The sequence below is a fragment of the Streptomyces collinus genome, assembly GCF_031348265.1.
Lineage (GTDB): Bacteria > Actinomycetota > Actinomycetes > Streptomycetales > Streptomycetaceae > Streptomyces > Streptomyces collinus.
On record NZ_CP133771.1, the window covers coordinates 2,749,115 to 2,769,325 of the forward strand.

General features: G+C 74.8%; 17 protein-coding genes. 14 read left to right on the forward strand and 3 right to left on the reverse strand.

Going from position 1 to position 20,211, the window contains the following annotated elements; all coding sequences use genetic code 11:
• Positions 1–4 precede the first annotated feature (4 nt).
• Genes RFN52_RS12390 through RFN52_RS12405 form a run of 4 tightly spaced genes read left to right on the forward strand, consistent with a single transcriptional unit; the run spans position 5 to position 2,526 of the window.
• Complete coding sequence (locus tag RFN52_RS12390) at positions 5–910, forward strand: hypothetical protein (protein ID WP_184853868.1); 906 nt, start codon at positions 5–7, stop codon at positions 908–910.
• Positions 907–1,128, forward strand: a complete 222-nt coding sequence (locus RFN52_RS12395; RefSeq protein ID WP_107454782.1) for a Trm112 family protein — start codon at positions 907–909, stop codon at positions 1,126–1,128. Before RFN52_RS12390 ends, RFN52_RS12395 begins: the two co-directional genes overlap by 4 nt.
• Complete coding sequence (locus RFN52_RS12400; protein ID WP_184845977.1) at positions 1,125–1,952, forward strand: FkbM family methyltransferase; 828 nt, start codon at positions 1,125–1,127, stop codon at positions 1,950–1,952. Before RFN52_RS12395 ends, RFN52_RS12400 begins: the two co-directional genes overlap by 4 nt.
• Positions 1,918–2,526, forward strand: a complete 609-nt coding sequence (locus tag RFN52_RS12405; protein WP_184845979.1) for a hypothetical protein — start codon at positions 1,918–1,920, stop codon at positions 2,524–2,526. The genes RFN52_RS12400 and RFN52_RS12405 overlap by 35 nt, the downstream gene beginning before the upstream one ends.
• Here RFN52_RS12405 and RFN52_RS12410 read toward each other — a convergent pair.
• Positions 2,507–3,901, reverse strand: a complete 1,395-nt coding sequence (locus RFN52_RS12410) for an MFS transporter (protein ID WP_184845981.1) — start codon at positions 3,899–3,901, stop codon at positions 2,507–2,509. The two genes, RFN52_RS12405 and RFN52_RS12410, sit on opposite strands and share 20 nt — an antisense overlap.
• Positions 3,902–3,957: 56 nt before the next feature.
• Positions 3,958–4,836: an ATP-grasp domain-containing protein gene (locus RFN52_RS12415; protein ID WP_184845983.1), complete on the reverse strand. Its 879-nt coding sequence runs from the start codon at positions 4,834–4,836 to the stop codon at positions 3,958–3,960.
• Between the two features lie 159 nt (positions 4,837–4,995).
• On the opposite strand from RFN52_RS12415, the gene RFN52_RS12420 reads away from it, so the two are divergent.
• Positions 4,996–6,072: a MerR family transcriptional regulator gene (locus tag RFN52_RS12420; protein ID WP_184845984.1), complete on the forward strand. Its 1,077-nt coding sequence runs from the start codon at positions 4,996–4,998 to the stop codon at positions 6,070–6,072.
• Between the two features lie 80 nt (positions 6,073–6,152).
• On the forward strand, positions 6,153–6,452 hold the full coding sequence (locus RFN52_RS12425) for a hypothetical protein (RefSeq protein ID WP_184845986.1): 300 nt from the start codon (positions 6,153–6,155) through the stop codon (positions 6,450–6,452).
• Between the two features lie 7 nt (positions 6,453–6,459).
• Here the strand turns inward: RFN52_RS12425 and RFN52_RS12430 are convergent, their stop codons facing one another.
• Complete coding sequence (locus RFN52_RS12430) at positions 6,460–7,164, reverse strand: FadR/GntR family transcriptional regulator (RefSeq protein ID WP_184845988.1); 705 nt, start codon at positions 7,162–7,164, stop codon at positions 6,460–6,462.
• Positions 7,165–7,357: 193 nt separating this feature from the next.
• Between RFN52_RS12430 and RFN52_RS12435 the strand changes: the two genes are divergently transcribed.
• The 8 genes from RFN52_RS12435 (at position 7,358) to RFN52_RS12470 (ending at position 20,202) form a co-directional block, all read left to right on the forward strand.
• The gene (locus RFN52_RS12435; RefSeq protein ID WP_184845990.1) at positions 7,358–8,713 is read left to right on the forward strand and encodes an SLC13 family permease; all 1,356 of its coding nucleotides are present in this window, start codon (positions 7,358–7,360) and stop codon (positions 8,711–8,713) included.
• Between the two features lie 47 nt (positions 8,714–8,760).
• Positions 8,761–10,206 (forward strand): acyl-CoA synthetase, encoded by a 1,446-nt coding sequence (locus RFN52_RS12440; protein ID WP_184845992.1) that lies wholly within the window; start codon positions 8,761–8,763, stop codon positions 10,204–10,206.
• The gene (locus RFN52_RS12445) at positions 10,199–11,539 is read left to right on the forward strand and encodes a carboxyl transferase domain-containing protein (RefSeq protein ID WP_184845994.1); all 1,341 of its coding nucleotides are present in this window, start codon (positions 10,199–10,201) and stop codon (positions 11,537–11,539) included. The genes RFN52_RS12440 and RFN52_RS12445 overlap by 8 nt, the downstream gene beginning before the upstream one ends.
• A gap of 80 nt (positions 11,540–11,619) precedes the next feature.
• On the forward strand, positions 11,620–11,958 hold the full coding sequence (locus RFN52_RS12450) for a CU044_2847 family protein (protein ID WP_184845996.1): 339 nt from the start codon (positions 11,620–11,622) through the stop codon (positions 11,956–11,958).
• Positions 11,955–13,643 carry a VMAP-C domain-containing protein gene (locus RFN52_RS12455; protein WP_184845998.1) on the forward strand — a complete coding sequence of 563 codons (1,689 nt, stop codon included), beginning with the start codon at positions 11,955–11,957 and terminating at the stop codon, positions 13,641–13,643. The genes RFN52_RS12450 and RFN52_RS12455 overlap by 4 nt, the downstream gene beginning before the upstream one ends.
• 65 nt (positions 13,644–13,708) lie before the next feature.
• The gene (locus RFN52_RS12460) at positions 13,709–14,716 is read left to right on the forward strand and encodes an AAA family ATPase (protein WP_184846000.1); all 1,008 of its coding nucleotides are present in this window, start codon (positions 13,709–13,711) and stop codon (positions 14,714–14,716) included.
• Complete coding sequence (locus tag RFN52_RS12465) at positions 14,706–18,995, forward strand: SAV_2336 N-terminal domain-related protein (RefSeq protein WP_184846002.1); 4,290 nt, start codon at positions 14,706–14,708, stop codon at positions 18,993–18,995. The genes RFN52_RS12460 and RFN52_RS12465 overlap by 11 nt, the downstream gene beginning before the upstream one ends.
• A gap of 169 nt (positions 18,996–19,164) precedes the next feature.
• Positions 19,165–20,202 (forward strand): rod shape-determining protein, encoded by a 1,038-nt coding sequence (locus RFN52_RS12470; RefSeq protein WP_184846004.1) that lies wholly within the window; start codon positions 19,165–19,167, stop codon positions 20,200–20,202.
• Positions 20,203–20,211 lie beyond the last annotated feature (9 nt).

Sequence of the window (20,211 nt, forward strand, 5' to 3'; positions counted from 1 at the left end):
GGGAGTGGCCGCGGCCCTGCTGGCGAACACCCTGTACAGCCTGGGCTTCGTGCTGGAGAAACGGGCGCTCACCTCTCTCCCGGAGGTGAGCATCCGGCAACCGGCCCGGCTGCTGCGCCTCGTCATCGGCAGCCCGCTGTGGATCGGCGGATCCCTCGCCCTGGCCTCGGGTTTCGCCGCGCAGCTCGTCGTCTACCGCACCCTGCCCATCGCCGCCGCCCAGGGCATCTTCGTCTCCGGCCTGGTGCTGCTGGTGCTGCTGTCGGCGCGGCTGCTCGGGGAGGAGACGTCCGGCCGGGAGCGGTACGCGCTGGGCGCGATCCTGCTGGCGCTGCTGATGGTGGTGCTGTCCCTGCGGGAGGGGTCGGACACCGTCAGCCAGGACGCGCCCTACCAGCTGATCCTGCTGGTGTGCGTGCCGTCGCTGGCGGCCGGGGTGTGGCTGTACGCCTCGGCCGAGCGGCGCACCCGCAACCGGCACCGGAGGCCGACGACCGGCGTCGAGTACGGCGTGGCCGTGGGCCTGCTCTACGGGGTCAGCTCACTGGCCATCAAGGGCGTCTCCAGCCGGCTGACGACCCACGGCATCGGCGGCGCCCTGCTGGACCTGCTGAGTTCCCCCTATCCGTATCTGCTGCTGTTCACCGGTGTGTTCGGCCTGGTGATGTCCCAGGCGGCGCTGCAACGCTGCCGGGCCTCGCTGATCGTGCCGGTGTGCACGACCGTGACGTCCCTGTTCACGGCGGTGCTCGGCACGCTGTCGTTCGGCGAGGCCCTGCCGGACGAGCCGCTGCGGCTCGCGCTGCGGGTGGCGGGCACGGCCCTGGCGGTCGCCGTCCTGCTGACCATGCCGAAGCACGACTCCGCTCCCCAACCCTCCCCACCCGCCAAGGAGCTGGCATCCCCATGAAGCCCGACGACCCGCTGCTGAAGATCCTGGCGTGCCCGCTCGACAAGGGTCCGCTCCATCTGCTGGCCGAGGAGGCCGGGCAGGAGGAGGCGCTGTACAACCCGCGTCTGCACCGCCGTTACCCGATCACCGACGGCATTCCGCAGCTGCTGCCGTCCTCGGGGGAGCAGGTGCCGGACGACGAGCACGAGGAACTTCTGAAGAGGATGGCGCCGTGACCAGCCTGGCGGCCCGTGTCGCCCCTCTGCTGCCCACCCGGCTGGTGGCCGCGGCGGCCCGGGCGCTCTACCCCCGGTTCGAACCGGAGCTGGCCCGGCTCGCCGAGCTGTGCCCGCCGGGCTGCCGTACGGCGGTGGACGTCGGCGGCTGGTACGGGCCCTGGACACACCGCCTGTCCGGCCTCGCCGAGCAGGTCGTGACGGTCGAGCCCGTGCCCCATCTGGCCCGGCTGCTGACCGCCGCCGCCCCGCCGAACGTCCGCGTGGTCCGGGCGGCCGCCTCGGACCGGCCGGGCATCGCCCGCCTCTGGCTGCCCTCGGACGACTCGGGCGACCGGGGCGTGTCCTCACTGGTCCGCCGCGACATCCACGGCCGTGCGCTGGACGTCCCCTGCGTCACGCTGGACGAACTGGGCCTGCGCGACGTCGGCTTCATCAAGATCGACGTGGACGGCAACGAGCCGGCGGTGCTGCGCGGCGCGACGGGCCTGCTGGCCCGCGACCGGCCGGCCCTGTTCGTGGAGCTGGAGTCCCGCATTCAGCCGATCGCGCCGGTGGTGACCTATCTGTCCCTGCTGGGCTACGACGGCTGGGTGCTGCCCGGCGACACCTGGGTGCCGCTGGCGAAGTTCCCGCTGGAGGACCACCAGGCCCGCGCGTCCTACGTCGTCTCCCACGGCCTGCTCCGCCGTGTCCTGCCCTCCCCGTTCCTGCGGGGCCCGCGCTACGTCAACTCCGTCCTGTTCCTCCCCGACGGCCGCCGCCCGGGCAGGACCCCGGTGGGCGACCATGGGTCCCATGCCCTCCGGAAAGCACCCCGCTAGCCCCTTCACCCCGCTCGACTTCCAGCTGGTGCTGCTGCGCCGCATGGCCGACCACAACCCCGGGCTCGTGGAGGACGCCCGCCATGAGCTGGGGGTGTCGATCGCCGACATGCGCGAGGCGAACCGGCGGTGGCAGGCGATGGTCCGCTCCCCGCGCTCCCGGGCGCCGCTGTCCCGCTACCGCCAGGTCCTGGGCGCCCCCGAGTCCCGCACGCCCCGCCGGATCGGCGATCTCGACTGCGAGGCCTGGCTGTGGCCGGTGCCGCTGTGGCCCTCCCTGCGCTTCGAGGTGCTGACCACCCCGAAGGGCGCGGTGTGGAACGAGTGGCTGGTGCGCGCCCCCGGGGCCTCGGGCCCGGAGCTGCGCGCGCTCGACGATCTCACCCCCTGGTCCTGCACCGTCGACGAGGCGGCCCGGGCCTTCGCCCCGGCGCGTCCCCTGGAGGGCACGGCTCCGACGCGCTGGGGTCTGGCGTTCACCGCGCCGGACGCGCAGGGGGTGCGGCGGGAGGCGGTCGCGGAGTTCACCTGGGGGCTGGTGCAGCGGGTGGCCGTCACCGGCGCCCAGGGCTGAGCTGCGTGAGTCCTGGAGGACGGCGGGTCTTCGCCGGTACGCACCACCAGGCGAGGACCGCCGCGCCCAGGTAGGCGAGGGCTCCGATGCCCATGCTGGTCCGGATCCCGGTGCCGTAGTTCGCGGCGGAGGCGAGCAGGCTGCCGCCGACGGCGACGCCGGTGGCGCTGCCGACCTGGCGGGTGGTGTTGAACAGGGCGGAGGCGGCCCCCGAATAGGCCGGGGGCGCGGCGCCCATCACGGTGGCGGTGGAGCCGGTGAGGGCGAAGGACGTGCCGAAACCGGCGGCCATCATCGGGAGCACCAGGAGCCCGTAGGCGGGGTCGGGGCCCGCCGCGGCCCAGCCGGCCAGACCCAGCGCGGCCAGGAGCATGCCCGAGACCACCAGCGGGCGGTCGCCGGTCCGGCGGGACAGCCGGCCGGACAGGACCGAGGCGAACATCGTCATCGCCACCGCCGGGAACAGCGCGAGGCCGGTGCCGAGGGCGCTGTAGCCGCGCTGGTGCTGGAACTCCAGGCTGGCGGTGAACACCATGCCGTAGAAGCCGAAGTTGAACAGCAGGCCGATGACGGCTCCGCCGCCCATGGCGCGAGAGTGCAGCAGGCTCAGCGGGAGGGCGGGAGACCGGGCCAGCCGCTCGCGCAGGGCGAAGGCCGCGGCGGACAGTACGGCCAGGCCCAGACCGGCGAGCACGGCCGGGTCGGACCAGCCGCGCCGTCCGGCCTCGTTGAGCGCCGCGGTCAGCAGGGCGACGGCCGCGACGACGGCGACCTGCGCCGGCCAGTCCAGGGCCCGGTCGGCGCGCCGGGGCGAGCGGGCCACGTGCCGCAGGGTGAGCGCCAGGCAGACGGCGCCGACGGGCAGGTTGATGAGGAACACCCAGCGCCAGCCCACCGTGGAGACGAGCAGCCCGCCCAGCAGCGGCCCCGCGGAGGCCGCGATGCCCGCCATCGAACCCCACAGCCCGAAGGCCCGTGAGCGTACGTCCGGCTCCGGGTAGGCCTGCTGGAGCAGGGCCAGCGAACCGGGCACGATCAACGCCGCGCCGAGCCCCTCCACCAGCCGGGCCACCACCAGGAAGGCGGTGCCGGGCGCGAGCGCGCAGGCCGCCGAGGACACGGTGAACACCGCCACGCCCCAGCAGAAGACCCGCCGGTTGCCCAGCCGGTCCCCCAGCGCCCCGCCCGTCAGCAGGAACCCGGCGAAGACCAGCGTGTACCCGTCGGTGATCCACTGGATCCCGGTGAGCGAGGCCGACAGCTCCCGCCCGACCACCGGCACGGCGACGTTGATCACCGTCACGTCCAGGATCACCATGAAGTACCCGGCGCACACCGCGAGCAGCGGTGCCCAGGTCCGTTGCTCGGGGGGCATGGTGGCATCACTACACCAAAAGCCTCACCCAGGGGCGTATGCCTCGCGCGGCGTGCTCAGCCGGCGGCGGCCAGCACCGCCTCCACCACCTTCGGCACGGAGTCCGGATGCAGATGGAGGAACAGGTTCGGCTCGATCAGCTCCAGCTCCATCACGCACGGCTCGCCGTCGGGCCCGGTGACCAGGTCCACGCGCGCGTACAGCAGCTCCGCGTCGCCGGGCACGGCGGCCAGCGCCTTCTCGGCGACGGCCAGTTCGGCGGCGGTCGGCTCCCAGGGGCGGAGGTCGGGGTGGGCGACCTTGTCGGCGTCGTACGGTGTGCCCGGCGCGAGGACGGCGCCCTTGACGCCGGCGTGCAGCAGGCGTCCGCCGAAGAACTGCAGGGCCCGCTCGCCGTGGGTGTCGATGCTGCTCAGGTAGGGCTGCACCATGACGGTGAACCCCTCGCGGTGCATGCGCTCGGCCTGCCGGACGGCGGCGTCCCGCTCCCCGGCCGGGTAGCGGGCGGCGTAGCGGGCACCGGCGCCGGAGGCGGGCTTCACGACGAACTCGCGGTCGGCGGGCAGGTCGAGGGGGTCGCCGGGCGCGAAGTACCGGGTGGGCACGACGGGCACTCCGGCCTCCGCGAGCTGCCCGAGGTAGCGCTTGTCGGCGTTCCATGTCACGACCCCGAGCGGGTTGGCGAGCCGTGTCGCCTCGCCGCACCGCTCGGCCCACGCCGTGAACTCCTCGGCGCGCCAGCTGTAGTCCCAGGTGGAGCGGATGAGGGCGAGGTCGAAGCCGGCCCAGTCCACGTCCGGGTCGTCCCAGGGAACGGCGACGGCGTCGGCCCCGGCCTCCCGCAGCGCCTGCACCAGCACCGGCAGGTCGCGGTCCTTGTGCTCCTCGCCGCGGGGGTCGTAGGTGACGACGGCGATGCGCGGGGTGCCGGCCACGGCGACTCCATCCTCGTACGGACGCTCGATTCGATGTCCGTCGCAGGCTAACAATCCCCTCCGGAACCGCGACACCCCGTTTGACCTTCACCTTCGGTGAAGCCCCAGCATCGGTGGCGGAACGAGCGCGAGGAGCGCGCGGGGACCGCAGGGGGTCACATGGCCATGCTGACGATCGGCGCGTTCGCGAAGGCGTGCCGGCTCTCACCGAAGGCACTGCGCCTGTACGACGAGCTGGACCTGCTGCGGCCCGCCCGCGTGGACCCGGACACCGGATACCGGTACTACGCGGCCGGGCAGCTGGAGCAGGCCCGGCTGGTGGCGTGGCTGCGACGGCTGGGCATGCCGCTGGCCGAGATCCGCCGGGTGTGCCTCCTGCACGACCGCGACTCCACGGCCGCCGCCCGCGAGGTCCGTGCCTACTGGGCGCGGGTCGAGACGGAGACGGCGGCCCGGCGGGACCTCGCCGCGTTCCTGGTCGATCACCTGACGACGGGCCCGGACGGGCCCGGGAAGGACACCGCCATGCTGGAACTGCGTTACTCCGCCCACTCGGACACCGGCCGCGTACGCCCCGCCAACCAGGACACCGCCTACGCGGGCACCCGGCTGCTCGCCGTGGCCGACGGCTTCGGACCGGCGGGCGCGCCCGCGAGCAGCGCCGCCGTGGAGGCCCTGCGCTTCCTGGACACGGACGAGGTACCGTCCGGCGGCGTCCTGGACATCCTGGAGGACGCGGTACGGGGCGCCGAACAGGCCGTGCGGGACGTCGCCGACGGCTCCGACGAGGTCGGCACGACTCTGACGGCCCTGCTGTGGACGGGCTCGCGGCTGGCGCTGGTGCACATCGGCGACTCCCGCGCGTATCTGCTGCGCGACGGCGAGCTGTTCCGCATCACGCACGACCACACGATGGTCCAGTCGATGGTCGACGAGGGCCGGCTGGCGCCCGAGGAGGCGGCCTCCCACCCCGAGCGCGCCCTGCTCCTGAAGGCCCTTACCGGAGGCAGGGCCAGCGCGTCCCCGGACCTCCGCCTCCACGACACCCGGGCCGGCGACAGATATCTCCTCTGCTCCGACGGCCTGTCGGGCGTCGTCCCCGAACACCGCGTCAGGGAACTCCTCGCCTCGCCCCTGTCCCCCGCTGAAACGGTCCGGGCCCTGGTCGGGGCGGCGAACGCGGCGGGCGGCCCGGACAACGTCAGCTGCGTGGTGGCGGACGTGGTGGAGCCCTGACCCGGACGGCGTAGGACCACGGGCCATGGGGATCCCGGGCCGGTCTACTGGCCGGAAGACCGACGGAGGAAGGGATTCCCATGGCTGTGGTGCTGACGCTGCGCTGGGCCGGGGTGACGCCCGAGCAGTACGACGCGATGCTCGACACGGTGGGCTGGGAGAAGCAGGTGCCGGACGGTCTCGTCCTGCACGTGGCCTGGTTCGAGCCGGGTGTCATGCACGTGACCGACGTGTGGAACGCCGAGGGGGACTTCCAGCGCTTCTTCGCCGAGCGCCTGGCATCGGCCGTGCAGGAGGTCGGACTGCCGGGGCAGCCCGAGGTGGAGTTCTCGCCGGCCCACCGGCGGTTCGTGGCGCCCGGCGCCGGCGGCGGGGCCTGAGCCCGGGCTACTCCTCCCCCGGCTCCCAGTCCAGCAGCCGTACCTTCGCCACCGTGCGGACGTGCCGCCGCATGGCCGTGGCCGCCTGCCTCGGCTGTCCGGCGGCGATCGCGTCCAGGATCGCCCGGTGCTGCGAGAGGGAGCGGGACGGGCGGCCGGGCTGACGCAGCGACTCGGTGCGGCTCTCGGCGATCTGCTCGGCGATGGAGCGCATGAACTCCGCGAGCAGACTGCTGTGGGCCGCCGCCGTCACGGCCGCGTGGAACAGCCGGTCGCCCTCGACGCCGTGGCCGCCCGCCTCGATCTCCCCGGTCATCAGGGCGAGCGCCGAGCGCATCGCCGCCAGGTCGTCCTCCGTGCGCCGCTCGGCGGCCAGCTCCGCGAGCTTCGTCTCCAGCGCCTCCCGGGCCTCCAGGACATCGGGCAGGCGCCTCCGGCGTTCGACCATCCGCTCGACCGGTTCGGTGTCGAGACTGTCCCTCACGAGGTAGGTGCCCCCGCCGTGCCGGGCCTCCACCAGGCCCTGGACCTCCAGCACCACGATGGCCTGCTTCACCGAGGCCCGGCTGACCCCGAGCCGCTGGGCCAGATCCCGCTCGGGCGGCAGCCGGTCACCGGCGCGCAGACCGCCCTCGGCGACGTACTGGCGCAGCCGCTCCAGCACCTGTTCGTAGAGGCGCTGTTTCGTCATGGGGCGCAGGGCGTCGGTCACGGGCTCCCCCTCTCGCCGGGAGCGTAACACCGGACCTTCACAGTGGCGGAGTGGCTGAGCCAATTCCCGCGCACCCCCTTGACGGGGGCCCGGGTCGCGCCCACGCTGTTCGACCAACGCACCTCAAGTGGTTCAGCCACTCGTCCACTGGGAGTGATCCCAGCCGCTCCGGGGCCCAACGACGGGAGCCCGTATGTCCCCCGAACTCATCTCGATCCTCGTCCTCGTCGTGGTGTTCGTCATCGCCACCACCCGTTCCGTCAACATGGGCGCCCTCGCCTTCGCCGCCGCGTTCGCGGTCGGCGGGCTGGTCGCGGACCTCGACGCGGACGGCATCTTCGCCGGGTTCCCCGGCGACCTGTTCGTCGTCCTGGTCGGCGTCACGTACCTCTTCGCGATCGCCCGCGCCAACGGCACCACCGACTGGCTGGTGCACGCCGCCGTCCGGGTCGTGCGGGGGCGGGTGGCGCTCATCCCCTGGGTGATGTTCGCCCTGACCGGCGCCCTCACAGCCATCGGCGCGGTCAGCCCGGCCGCCGTCGCGATCGTCGCCCCGATCGCGCTGAGCTTCGCCGCCCGCTACGGGATCAGCCCGCTCCTGATGGGCGCGATGGTCGTCCACGGCGCCCAGGCCGGCGGCTTCTCCCCGATCAGCATCTACGGCTCGATCGTCAACGGCATCGTCGAACGCGAGAAGCTCCCGGGCAGCGAGGTCGTCCTGTTCCTGGCGTCACTCGCGGCGAACCTGGTCATCGCGGCGGTGGTGTTCGTGGTGTGCGGAGGGCTGAAGCTGTGGGCCCGGGGGGCGGTGGAGGGGCCCGGCACCGACGCCGACGGCGGTGCGGGCGAGCCGGGCCCCGCGGGTGGTACCGGCGGGAACCGGCCCTCCCCCGGCGGCACCGCGACCGTCACCGCCGTGCCGGCACAGTCGGCGGCACCCGGCACCACCCGCCTCACCCCGGCCCGCATCGCCACGCTGACGTCCCTGCTGGCCCTGGTCGTCGCCGTCCTCGTCCTCGACCTGGACGCGGGCCTCACCGCCATCACCCTCGCCGTCATCCTCAGCACCGCCTGGCCGGAGGACAGCCGCAAGGCGACCGGCCAGATCGCCTGGCCCACGGTCCTCCTCATCTGCGGCGTCCTCACCTACGTGGGCGTCCTCGACGAGATGGGCACCATCACCTGGGCCGGCGAGGGCGTGGGCGGCATCGGCGTCCCCCTCCTCGCGGCCGTCCTTCTCTGCTACATCGGCGCCCTGGTCTCGGCGTTCGCCTCGTCCGTGGGAATCATGGGCGCGCTGATCCCGCTGGCCGTGCCGTTCCTGGAGCGGGGCGAGATCGGCGCGATCGGCATGGTCGCCGCGCTCGCCGTCTCGGCGACGGTGGTCGACGTCAGCCCGTTCTCCACGAACGGCGCACTCGTCCTCGCCGCCGCACCGGACATCGACCGCGAGCGTTTCTTCCGGCAGTTGATGGTGTACGGAGGGATCGTGGTCGCGGTCGTCCCCGCGGCGGCGTGGCTGGTGATGGTCGTCCCCGGCTGGGGATAGCCGTACCGATGATCCGTGACAGGCGAACAGCTAAGGAGACGTGACGCGTGACCTCCCTCTTCCCGGCCCTGACCGGCGGCTCGGCCGACCGGCCCGCCCTGCGGTTCGGCGAGCGCTCACTGACGTACGGGGAACTCGCCGCCGCGGCCGGTGCGACGGCCGACCGCATCGGGGACGCCCGCCGGGTCGCCGTCTGGGCGACGCCCACGATGGAGACGGCGGTCGCCGTCGTCGCCGCGCTGCTGGCCGGAGTGCCCGCCGTGCCGCTCAACCCCAAGTCCGGCGAGAAGGAACTCGGCCACATCCTGACCGACAGCGCCCCCGACCTGGTGCTCACCGCGCCCGACGACCAACTCCCGGAGGCAGTACAGGGCTTGACCCGGCTCGACGTCGACGTGCACGGCACCGGCACCGCCCCCGCGGAGCCCGCCGACGAGAGCGCCCCGGCCCTGATCGTCTACACCTCCGGCACCACCGGCCCGCCCAAGGGCGCCGTCGTCCCGCGCCGGGCCGTCGCGAGCACCCTCGACGCCCTGGCCGACGCCTGGCGGTGGACCGGTGACGACGTCCTCGTCCACGGACTGCCGCTGTTCCACGTGCACGGCCTGGTCCTGGGCATCCTCGGCCCGCTGCGGCGCGGCGGATCGGTGCGGCACCTGGGCCGCTTCAGCACCCAGGGCGTCGCCCGCGAGCTCAACGCCGGCGCGACCATGCTGTTCGGCGTGCCGACGATGTACCACCGGATCGCCGAAGCCGTGACGAGCGATCCGGAACTGGTGAAGGCGCTGACCGGGGCGCGGCTGCTGGTCTCCGGTTCCGCGGCGCTGCCCGTGCACGACCACGGCCGGATCGCGACCGCGACCGGACGACGGGTGATCGAGCGGTACGGCATGACGGAGACGCTGATGAACACCAGCGTCCGCGCCGACGGCGAGGCCCGCCCGGGCACGGTCGGCGTGCCGCTGCCGGGCGTGGAGCTGCGGCTGGCCGAGGAGGACGGTTCGGAGGTCACCGCGTACGACGGGGAGACGGTGGGCGAGATCCAGGTGCGCGGTCCGAACCTGTTCACCGAGTACCTCAACCGTCCCGACGCCACCGCCGCCGCCTTCACCGCCGACGGATTCTTCCGCACCGGCGACATGGCGGTGCGCGACCCCGACGGCTACGTCCGGATCGTCGGCCGCAAGGCCACCGACCTGATCAAGAGCGGCGGTTACAAGATCGGGGCCGGTGAGATCGAGAACGCGCTCCTGGAACACCCCGGGGTGCGGGAGGCGGCCGTCACCGGGGAGCCCGACGCCGATCTGGGTGAGCGGATCGTGGCGTGGATCGTGCCGGCGGATCCCCAGTCGCCGCCCGGCCTGGAGGAGTTGGCCGGGCATGTGGCGCGGCGGCTCGCCCCGCACAAGCGGCCGCGGGTCGTGCACCACCTCGACGCGCTGCCCCGCAACGACATGGGGAAGATCATGAAGCGGGCGCTGGCCCATGGCTGAGCGCTTCTCCGCCCGCGAGGCCGTCACCGCCCTCGCCGACGACGCCACCTTCGCCGAACTCCCCGTCCCCGCACGGAGGCCGAAGCCCGACGGCCCGCTCGGCTGGCCGGGCTACGACGCCTCCCGCGCCCGGGCCGCCGAACGCACCGGCGAGCAGGAGTCCGTGGTGTGCGGCACCGCCCGGATCGGCGGCACCCGGGCCGTGCTGATCGCGTTCGAGTTCGGCTTCCTCGGCGGCTCCCTGGGCGAGGGCACCGGCGACCGGCTGGAGGCGGCGTACACGTACGCCCGGGAACGCCGCTTCCCCGTCGTGCCGCTGGTGGCGACGGGCGGCAGCCGGATGCAGGAGGGCATGCTCGCGCTGACCCAGCTCCAGCGGGTGGCCCGCCAGTCGGCGCTCACCCGGGAAGCCGGTCTCGCGCAGGTCGCGGTGGTGCGCGACCCGACGACCGGGGGCGGCTGGGCCACCCTGGGCGCGGGCGCCGACGTGGTGCTCGCGCTGCCCGGCGCCCAGGTCGGTTTCGCCGGTTCCCGGGTGCGGCCGGCGGACGCGGACCCGGCGGCGTACACCGCGGAGGCGCAGCTCGCGGCGGGCGCGGCGGACTCGGTCGTACGGCCGGAGGAACTGCGGGAGACGCTCGGGCGGTGGCTGCGGCTGCTGACCTGCCCGTCCACGACTCCCGCGCCGCCGCCGGAACCGCTCGGCGGCTCCGCGGTCCTGCCCGCCACCGGCTGGGACGCCGTCCGCCGCGCCCGTTCCCCGCAACGGCCGCGCGCCACGGCCTACTTGGACGCCTACTTCACGGACCGGGCCGCGATCAGCGGCGACCGCTGCGGCGGCACCGACCCGGACGGCATGCTGTGCGGCTTCGGCACGCACGAGGGCCGGACGGTCGCCTACGCCGCGCAGACCGGGACCGCGACCCGCCCCGCCGGATACCGCACCGCCGCCCGGCTGATCCGCCTCGCGGACCGGCTCGGCGTCCCGGTGCTGACCCTCGTGGACACCCCGGGGGCGGCCAACGACGCGGAGGCGGAGCGGCAGGGCGCGGGCGCGGCGATCGCCGACCTGTTCGCCGCGGTGGCGGGTGCCCGCACCCCGGTGACGACGCTGGTGATCGGCGAGGGCGGCTCCGGCGGCGCACTGGCCCTCGCCGCGCCGGGCAACACCTGGGCCACACCAGACAGTTACTTCTCGGTGATCGCGCCGGAACTGGCGGCGGCCATCCTCAAACGCCCCCCGCGCGAGGTGGAGGCGACGGCGGACCAACTCCGCATCCGGCCACAGGACCTGGTGGAGCTGGGGGTGATCCGGGGGACCGTCGGTGGGTGAGTTCCGTGAATGCCCCCTGCGCCATCGAGCACCTTCCGTCACAATGGTGCTGCCCAGCGCAATCGGACGACGGGGGTGTCGTGGACGGTTTGGTCGAGTTCAGAACCGGTGACGGAGCCGTGGTCGCGGTCGAGGCGGTGGAGGAACGGTCCGGCTCCCGTCTGGTCTCCCGCGGCGACGGCACGGTCCAGGCGGCCCGCACCTTCGAGGGCGCCCTGGAGGGTGTGCGGGCGGCGGCCGAGTCCGCGCTGCGCGTCTTCCGGGACGGCTCGCTGAGGCCCGACGGCGTGGAGATCGAGTTCGGGGTGAAACTGGCCGCCGAGACGGGCGCGTTCATCGCCAAGGGCACCGCCGAGGGCCATCTCGTGGTCAAGCTGACCTGGTCCCCGGACGCCCCCGGGGCGAGCTCCCCCTCATGAACAGCGCCGAGTGGCACGCACGGATCGAGTTACGGGGCCGGGTGGCCGGAGCGGGTTTCCTCGTCACCCCGAGCACGGTACTGACGTGCGCTCATGTCGTGGGCGACGGCGAGGACCTGGCGGTGACCTTCACCGAGCGGCCCGGCACCCCGGCCGTGTCCGCCCGGGTCGTCGCGCACGGCGGCTGGGCCGGTGGCATCACCGACCCCGGTGACCTGGCCGTGCTGGAGCTCGACCGGGAGGTGCCGGTCGCCCCGGCCGCGCTGGCCCCGGCCGACGCGGCGCACGGCACGACGGACCGCAAGCTCGTCGTCTACGGCTTCCCGCGCGGCTTCGACGAGGGCGTCCTCACCGAATGCCGTGTCACGGCATCGCAGTTGATCCGGCGGGAGTGGCTCCAGCTGGAGGCCTGGCACCAGGGCGGCCAGCCCCTGGCCCCCGGCTTCAGCGGGGCCGCCGTCACCCTGGCCGACACCGGCGAGGTCGTCGGCATGGTCACGGCGGACGCCGGCAGCGGCGAGGTGCGCACCGGCCGGATGATGCCCACCCAGGTCATGGCCCGCTACTGGCCGGGCCTGCAGGGCCTGGTCCCGACCTCCGACCACGCCACCGCCGACCGCGCCCGGCTGCGCGCCCTGGTCGAGAAGGCGGCCCGCGCGGGCGTCGACTGCGAACCGGTGCGGCTGTACACGGCGGCGGCCGACCCGTTCGACCCTCCGCCGCCCGAGGAGGGGTTCGACTCGCTGTGGTCGGCGGCCCTGTTCGTGCTGTGCGAACTCGACGGCCCGGGCGCCGCCCGCACCGTCGCCCGCTTCGCCGACCGGCTCCAGGATCTGCTGCACGCCCCGGCCGTGGAGCCGTCGGCCCCGGACTGGTCGCCGATCCTCGTCGAACTCGGGCACAGCGGGGCGGGCGACGGCCTGGTCCGGGTCGAGGTGTCCGCGTACAGCGAAGGGCGGCGCCACCCCGTCGACTCCGGCACGGTCGAGCAGCACCGGCTGCACGCGTACGTGCAGGAGGGGATCGAGGCGGCCTTCCGGTATCTGACGCCCGGCGCGGACGAGCTGGTCGCGTTCGCGCTGCCCCGGGACTGGCTGGACTGGCCGGTCGACCGCTGGGAGAGCGCCCCGGACGACGACACGCCGCTCGGCTGTGTCTACCCGCTGGTCGTCACCGACCACGCCCGCCGCAAAGCCAGCACCCGGCACGTGCTGACCCGGACGTGGAAGCGCCTGGACTCCTGGCCGGGCGCGCGGATGCACCGGGTGGAGTGCGGTGTGCCGGAGGAGCCCGGGCGGCTGCGGTTGCGGCTGCGGCAGCGCGACGCCTGCCTCGCCGGGTTCGGCACCGCCCCGGCCGCCGCCCGCACCCGGCCCCACTTCGACACCTCGCTCACCGCACCCGCCCCGGTGATCGTGTGGTCGCGGGGCGGCTGCGGCTCCGGGCAGGAGGAGTGCGCCGGTGCGGACGGCTGCACCGGCAAGGCGTTCCTCGACGCGCTCGACGCGCACGTCATGGCCGTACCGCCCGCCGAGCTCCCGCGCCAGGTCCTCGCGCTGCGCGAGGAGGCGCACGCGGAGGAGGACCACTGGGCCCGCGGCATCCAGCTGCTCTGGGACGACCCGCGGGTCTTCACCGACCCGCACGCCGTCGCCACCGCGCACACGAGGTCGCCGGTGGCCTGACACCACCCGCAGGCGACGCGCCACGAGAGACACCCGCACGAAAACGGAGAGCGAGACCACTCCCCATGCCGCACTGGTCCGTCTACACCGGCCGGAACGAGCCGCACGACGGCATCGACGACCTGCCCGCCCCGCCGCCCTGGCGCGCCTTCGACGGCGGGCCGGCCCTGCCGCCGCCGCACGACGGCGACGACGCGACGGCCGTCTCCCCCGACCGTGTGCACCGGGCGAAGTCGTACGTCGCCGGCGAGGAGAGCGTCCGGCTCGTCAACGCCGCGCTCTGCCTGCGCCGCCCCCTGCTCGTCACCGGCCCGCCCGGCACCGGCAAGTCGTCCCTCGCCTACGCGGTGGCGCGGGAGCTCCGGCTCGGCCCGGTGCTGCGCTGGAACATCACCAGCCGCAGCTCGCTGGCGGACGGCCTCTACCAGTACGACCCGCTGTCCCGGCTGTACGCGGCCCGGGATGCGCGGGAGGAACGGGGCGGTGTCGAGGACCACCTGCGTCTCGGCCCGCTCGGCACGGCCCTGCTCCCCTACGACCGGCCCCGCGCCCTGCTCGTCGACGAGATCGACAAGAGCGACCTGGACCTGCCGAACGACCTGCTGAACGTTCTGGAGGAGGGCCAGTACGAGATCCCGGAACTGGTGCGTACCGCCCGGCACTCCGGCGACGGCGCGGCCGAGGTGCTCGCCGACGGCACGGACACGCCGGTGACCGTGCGCCGCGGCCGGGTCCGCTGCCGGGCGTTTCCGTTCGTCGTGCTGACCAGCAACGGGGAGCGCGAGTTCCCGCCCGCCTTCCTGCGCCGCTGCGTCCGGCTGAAGCTGCGCCGCCCCGGCCGGGACCAGCTCACCCATATCGTCCGGGCCCATCTGGACACTCCGAGCGGGGACGCGGACCGTCTGATCACCCGCTTCCTGGAGCGGGCGTCCGGCGGCGAACTGGCCACCGACCAGCTGCTGAACGCCCTCTACCTCACCGGAGTGGCGGGCCTGGACGCCGAGTCCCGCGACGATCTCGCCGAGCAGCTGATGCCGTACCTCAGCGCGGCGGCCGACGGCGATGGCTTCTGACGGCGGACCCGGGCCGTCTCCGGTCGCCCGGCTGCAGGCGGCCCTGTCGGCGGCGGGGGCCGCGCCGACCCCGCGGGAGATCGCCGAACTGCTGTGGCTGGCTGGTCAGTTGGACCGGCCGTCCGGCGAGCCCCGGACAGGCCGGCCGACCGCTCCGGAGGCTCCCGTCACCGCGGGAGCGGCAACAGGCCCGGAGGAGCCGGCCGCCCCCGAAGCACCGCAGACCGCCGAGCCTTCCGCCCTGGCCGGCCCGGGCCGCGTCCCGCTCCGCCTCCCCGCGCCGCGCTCCCCGGACCGCCCCGGCCACCACTCCGGCGGCGGATCGCCCCTCCTCGCGCCCGCGCCCCCGATGCTGCCCCACCCCCTCGCGCTCCAGCGCGCCCTGCGCCCGCTCCAGCGCAAGGTGCCCTCCCCGCATCTGCGCCTCCTCGACGAACGGGCGACGGCCGACCGGATCGCGCGGCTCGGCGCCCACCCGGACGTGTGGTTCCCCGTGCTGCGGCCGGCGCCCGACCGCTGGCTGCGCCTGAACCTCGTGCACGACACCGGCCCCACCATGCCGGTCTGGCGCCCCCTGGTGAGCGAACTGCACACGGCGCTCGCCCAGTCGGGCATCTTCCGCACGGTCACCCTGCACCCCGCCACGCCCGACGGCCGCGCCCGCCAGGTCCCCGTCCTCGACGACGGCCGCACGGCCACCCTCGTCGTCAGCGACTGCATGGGCCCGCAGTGGCGCCCGGGCGAGGCGGGCGAGCGCTGGTACCGCACCCTGCGGCAGTGGGCCCACCGCATGCCGCTCGCCGTGGTCCAGCCCCTCCCCGAACACCTGTGGGCCGGCACGGCGTTGCCCGCCGAGCCGGGCCTGCTGACGTCCCCGTCCACCGCGGCCCCCTCGGCGGCCCTCGCGTTCACCCCGTACGACGCGACGTCAGCGGCCCCGGACCGGGCCCTGCCGCTGCCGGTCCTGGAACCGGGCGCCCCCTGGCTCGCCCACTGGGCGGCCCTGCTCGCCGACCCGGGCGGCGCCCGGACACCGGGCGCGGTGGCCTGGCTGCCGCCCGCACCCGCACCGCCCGCCGAGCCCACCCCCGACATCACCACCGCCTCCCCCGAGGACCTGGTCCTGCGCTTTCGCGCGACGGCGTCCCCGGAGGCCTTCCGCCTCGCCGGGCATCTCGCGCTGGCGGTCCCCTCGGTGCCGGTGATGCGCCTCGTCCAGCGCACCCTGGAGCGCGACCCGCGCCCCCAGCACCTGGCCGAGGTCATCCTCAGCGGCATGCTCACCTCCGCGCCCGGCCCGCCCGGCTCCTACGCGTTCCGGCCCGGCGTACGGGAGTTGCTGCTGCGCTCCCTGCCCCGCACGGCCCGCGGCCGGACCCGGGAGTTCCTCGAACGGGTCGGGGGTCTGATCGACGAGCGGGCGGGGTTCGCGGCCGGGGAGTTCCGGGCCGAGACGGACGGCGGGAAGGGCGATGCGGGTCCGGCGTTCGCGACGGTCAGCGAGGAGACCGTGCGGCGACTCGGCGGAGAGACGCTGTTCGCGGGACGGTACCGGCTGACCGGGCGGCGCGACGGGGAAGGGCGCGTGTCCCGGGCCGTGGACGTCCGCACCGGCCGGCAGGTGATCGTGCGCCGGTACCGTGAGCAGCCCGCCCCGCAGGAACGGTTCCTGAACGAGGCGCGGGCCCTGGCCGGGGTCGACGATCCGCATGTGGTGAAGGTGCTCGACTTCGGGGTGGAAAGCGACGCGCCCTACCTGGTGACGGAGTTCGTGGACGGCCTGACGGTCTCCGAAGTGCTCTCGGGCATCACCTTCCCCGCCTTCGCCCGCCTGGTGTGCCAGGGCATGGCGGGGCTGGAGGCCCTGCACGCGCGCGGTCTGGCGCGCGGGGAGCGCGGGCCGGACGGCCTGCTGCTACGCCCCGACGGCACGGTGCTGCTCAGCCGCGTCACCCTGGGCGAGGAGTCCCGGAACAAGGCCCCCGAGGCGGACGTCGCGGAGTTCCGGTGGCTGCTCAAGCAGCTGGTCGCCGGCACCCATGTGCCCGCCGAGCACCGGGAACTGCTCGAACTGATCGACCGGCACGAGCTGCGGGAAGCCGCCGCGTACGCCGCCCGCCTGCCCGCGGGGTGGCCACCGCCGCGCTCCTTCGCCCTGCTCGGCCCCCTGCGCATCAGCGCCGGCCCGGAGCCCGTGGCACCCCCCTCCCCCGAGGCCCGGGCGCTGCTGTGCATGCTGCTCCTCCGGCACGGCCGGCGCGTGCCCCACTCCGAACTGGCCCGCGGGCTGTGGGAGGAACCCCTGCCGGAGAGCGAGGCCGCCCACCGCCTCGACGCCCTGGCGGCGGAGGTCCGGCAGGTGCTGCCGGACGGCGGCCTCGTCGCGTTCTCCGACTCGTACGCCCTGCACGTGCCGGACCTGTACGTCGACGTGCTGCACTGCGAAGAACTCCTCAGCGACCGAATGCGCGGCAGCACCGACCTCCGGCGGGTCCTCGGCCTCTGGTACGGCGACCCGCTCGACGGCGTCCCGGGTCCCGCAGCCGCGGCCACCCGGGACCGCCTGCGCGCGCTGCTGGAGAGGCTCCGGAAAGCCGTCGGTGACACCCAGGAGGCCGCCGCCCCCACGATCCTCTTCGAGGCCGACGACCTCACCGGCCACCCCGAGGCCCGCATCACCCTCGAATACGCGGTGCACGAGATGCTCTCCCGCGGCGCGCTCGCCCCCCACCAGTTCGACGTGCGCGTCCGCAGCGGCGGCTACGACGTCCACACCGAACCCGGTACCTACCTCCTCCCCGTCCTGGCCGCCGTCCTGCGCGGCCTGCCCGAGGTCCTCACCGGGCTCGTGGACCCGCCGCCCCTCACCGTCACGTTCTGGGACCGGCCGGCCCCGCCGCCCGAGCCGCCGCGCGTGCCCGCCGACATCCAGGTGATCGTCTCCCCGGACCTGTACGAGCAGTTCGCCGCCAGCTCGGCCGCCCAGGGCCCCCAGCGCTTCCAGCCCCTCTTCCAGGACGGCGCCACCGACACTCCGCCCGTCGCCTGGTACTGCCCGCTGTCCCCCGCCACGGCCCCGGAGCCCGGGGCCCGCGACCTGGTGCAGGGCCCCTTCATCACCCGCGACCTGCGCCGGCTCGGCATACCGGCCCCGGGCCGCACGGCCGTCGTCCACACCCGGCCCGACGGCCCGCTGACCCTCCTCAACCCGGCCCGGCCGCACGGCGGCCGGCCGCCGGGGCTCGTGACGTACTACGAGGTGGACCTCACCACGCACCAGTCCCACCACCGGGTCTCCCTGCCCAGTTCGGGCAAGGGCGCCTTCGCCGCCGCGGTCGAGCTGGCCTGGCACGTGGAGGACCCCGTGGCGTTCGTGCGGGCCGAGACCGGCCGGGTGTCCGAGGTGCTGCTCGGCCACCTGCTGGAGGAGGCGGCCCGCATCACCCGGAGGCATCCGCTGCGCCGGGCGGGTGCCGCCCAGCGCGCGGTCAGCGCCGCGCTGCGCCACTGGCCGGTGCCCGGGCTGTCGGTGACGGCGTCGGTGCAACTGGACCGGGAGGGCGCGACCCTGCCCGAACCGCAGGGCGCCGCTGCCTCCCAGCTCCCGCTGCCGCGGCTCCTCGGCGAGGCCGAGACGGTCCTGGTCGGTTTCGACGGCCCGATGGCCCGCCTGTTCTCGGCGAGCACCGCGCGCGAGGCCGTGCTCGGCCTGCTCGCCCTGGCCGACGAGCACCGCGCCCCGGGGCAGGCCCTGCCCGGCGCGGTGCGGGAGACGTTCGCCCATCCGCTGGACGTGCTCCGCGCCTTCGCGCAGGACCCGCTCGGGCCGCTGTTGCGCGAACGCCTGGACGAGATCGAACTCCGGGCGGTGCCGCACGCCCCGGCGACGCACAACTCCGCGCCCCTGGTCCGCACCCTGCACGCCTCCGGCCGCCGCGTCTGTGTGATCACGGACGTCTGCGCCGAGGCCGTACCCCGATACCTGCGGCCCTACGGCGCCCTGCCCCTGGCCGGCGTCCACGGACGCGCCGAGGACCTGGCCCTGCTCACCCCGCACCCGGACTGCATGCTGCGCGCCCTCGACGCCTGCGACGGGTCGGCCGCGACGGGCCTGGTGATCGGTTCCACGGTCGCCGAGCTGGCCGCCGCCCAGCGGGCCGGGCTGCGCTTCGTCGGCCTCGCCCGCAACGCCACCACCGAGCGGCAGCTGCGCGAGGCCGGCTGCGAAACCACGGTGACGTCCCTCGCGCCGCTGCTGGAGGCCGCACGCTCGCTGTGACCGAACGCCGAACCGCCCGTTCGGCGGCGCCCCGCCCGGCCCCCCAGGAAAGGCGGCCCGGCCGCCTCCCGCGCACGATGCGAAGGAGGCCCGCCGCCCGGCGGACCCACGTCTGCGAGGCCCGCCACCTGGCGGCCCCCCACGGTCTGTGCTCTCGGGAGGACCTGCCATGACCGCCAGTCTGGAGCAGTTGCGCCGCTGCCACTTCGCCGTCGACCTGGGGGCGGCCCGCACACGCGTCTACGTCAAGGGCACCGGGCTCGTCGTCGACCAGCCGTCCGCCGCCGCCGTGAACACCCGCACCGGCGCGCTGATCGCGGTCGGTGAGCTCGCCGAGAAGATGACGGGCCGCACCCCGCACTACATCCGGGTGGTCCGGCCGGTCTCCGGCGGCACCGTGGTCGACATCGAGATGGCGCAGCGCATGCTGCGGCACCTGCTCGGTGACAAGATGCGCCGCGCGCTGCGCCGCAAGCCGATCCTGCGCGCCGCGGCCTGCACCCCGCACGACGCCGACCCGCTGGCCCAGCGCGCCGCGATCGAGACGCTGGTCGGTCTCGGGGTGCGCAAGGTGGAGCTGGTCGACACGCTGATCGCCGCCGCCATCGGCTGCGGGCTGCCCGTGGAGCAGCCCGAGGCCACGATGATCATGGTGTGCGGGGCGGCGGCCACGCAGGTGGCCGTGCTGTCCCTCGGCTCGATCGTCACGGCCGAGCGCCTCCCGGTGGGCGGCGAGGCCGTCGATCAGGCGATCGTGCAGCACCTGCGTCACGAGCACGAGCTGATTCTGCCGAGCCAGTCGGTGCGGCCCCTGCAACTGGCCCTGTCGGGCAACGGCCTCACCGCGCAGGGCCCGGCCTGCACGGAGATCCACGGCCGGGACGTCGCCACGGGCCTGGCCCGGTCCGTCCAGGTCGACACCGCGGCCGTCCGGGACGCCATCCAGGCGCCGCTCACCGCGATCCTGGACGGCATCGGCAAGGTGCTGCGGGCCTGCCCGCCCGATCTGGTCGCCGACCTGGCCGACCGGGGGATCATGATGGTCGGCGGCAGTGCCCTGCTGCCGGGCCTGGACCAGATGCTGCGGCAGGCCACCGGCATGCCGGTGCACATCGCCGAGCGCCCGGACGTGTGCGCCGTGCAGGGGCTCGGCGCGATGCTGGAGGGCAGGATCACGCCGCTGGCGCTGGACCCGCTGGGCACCTGAACGTCAGTG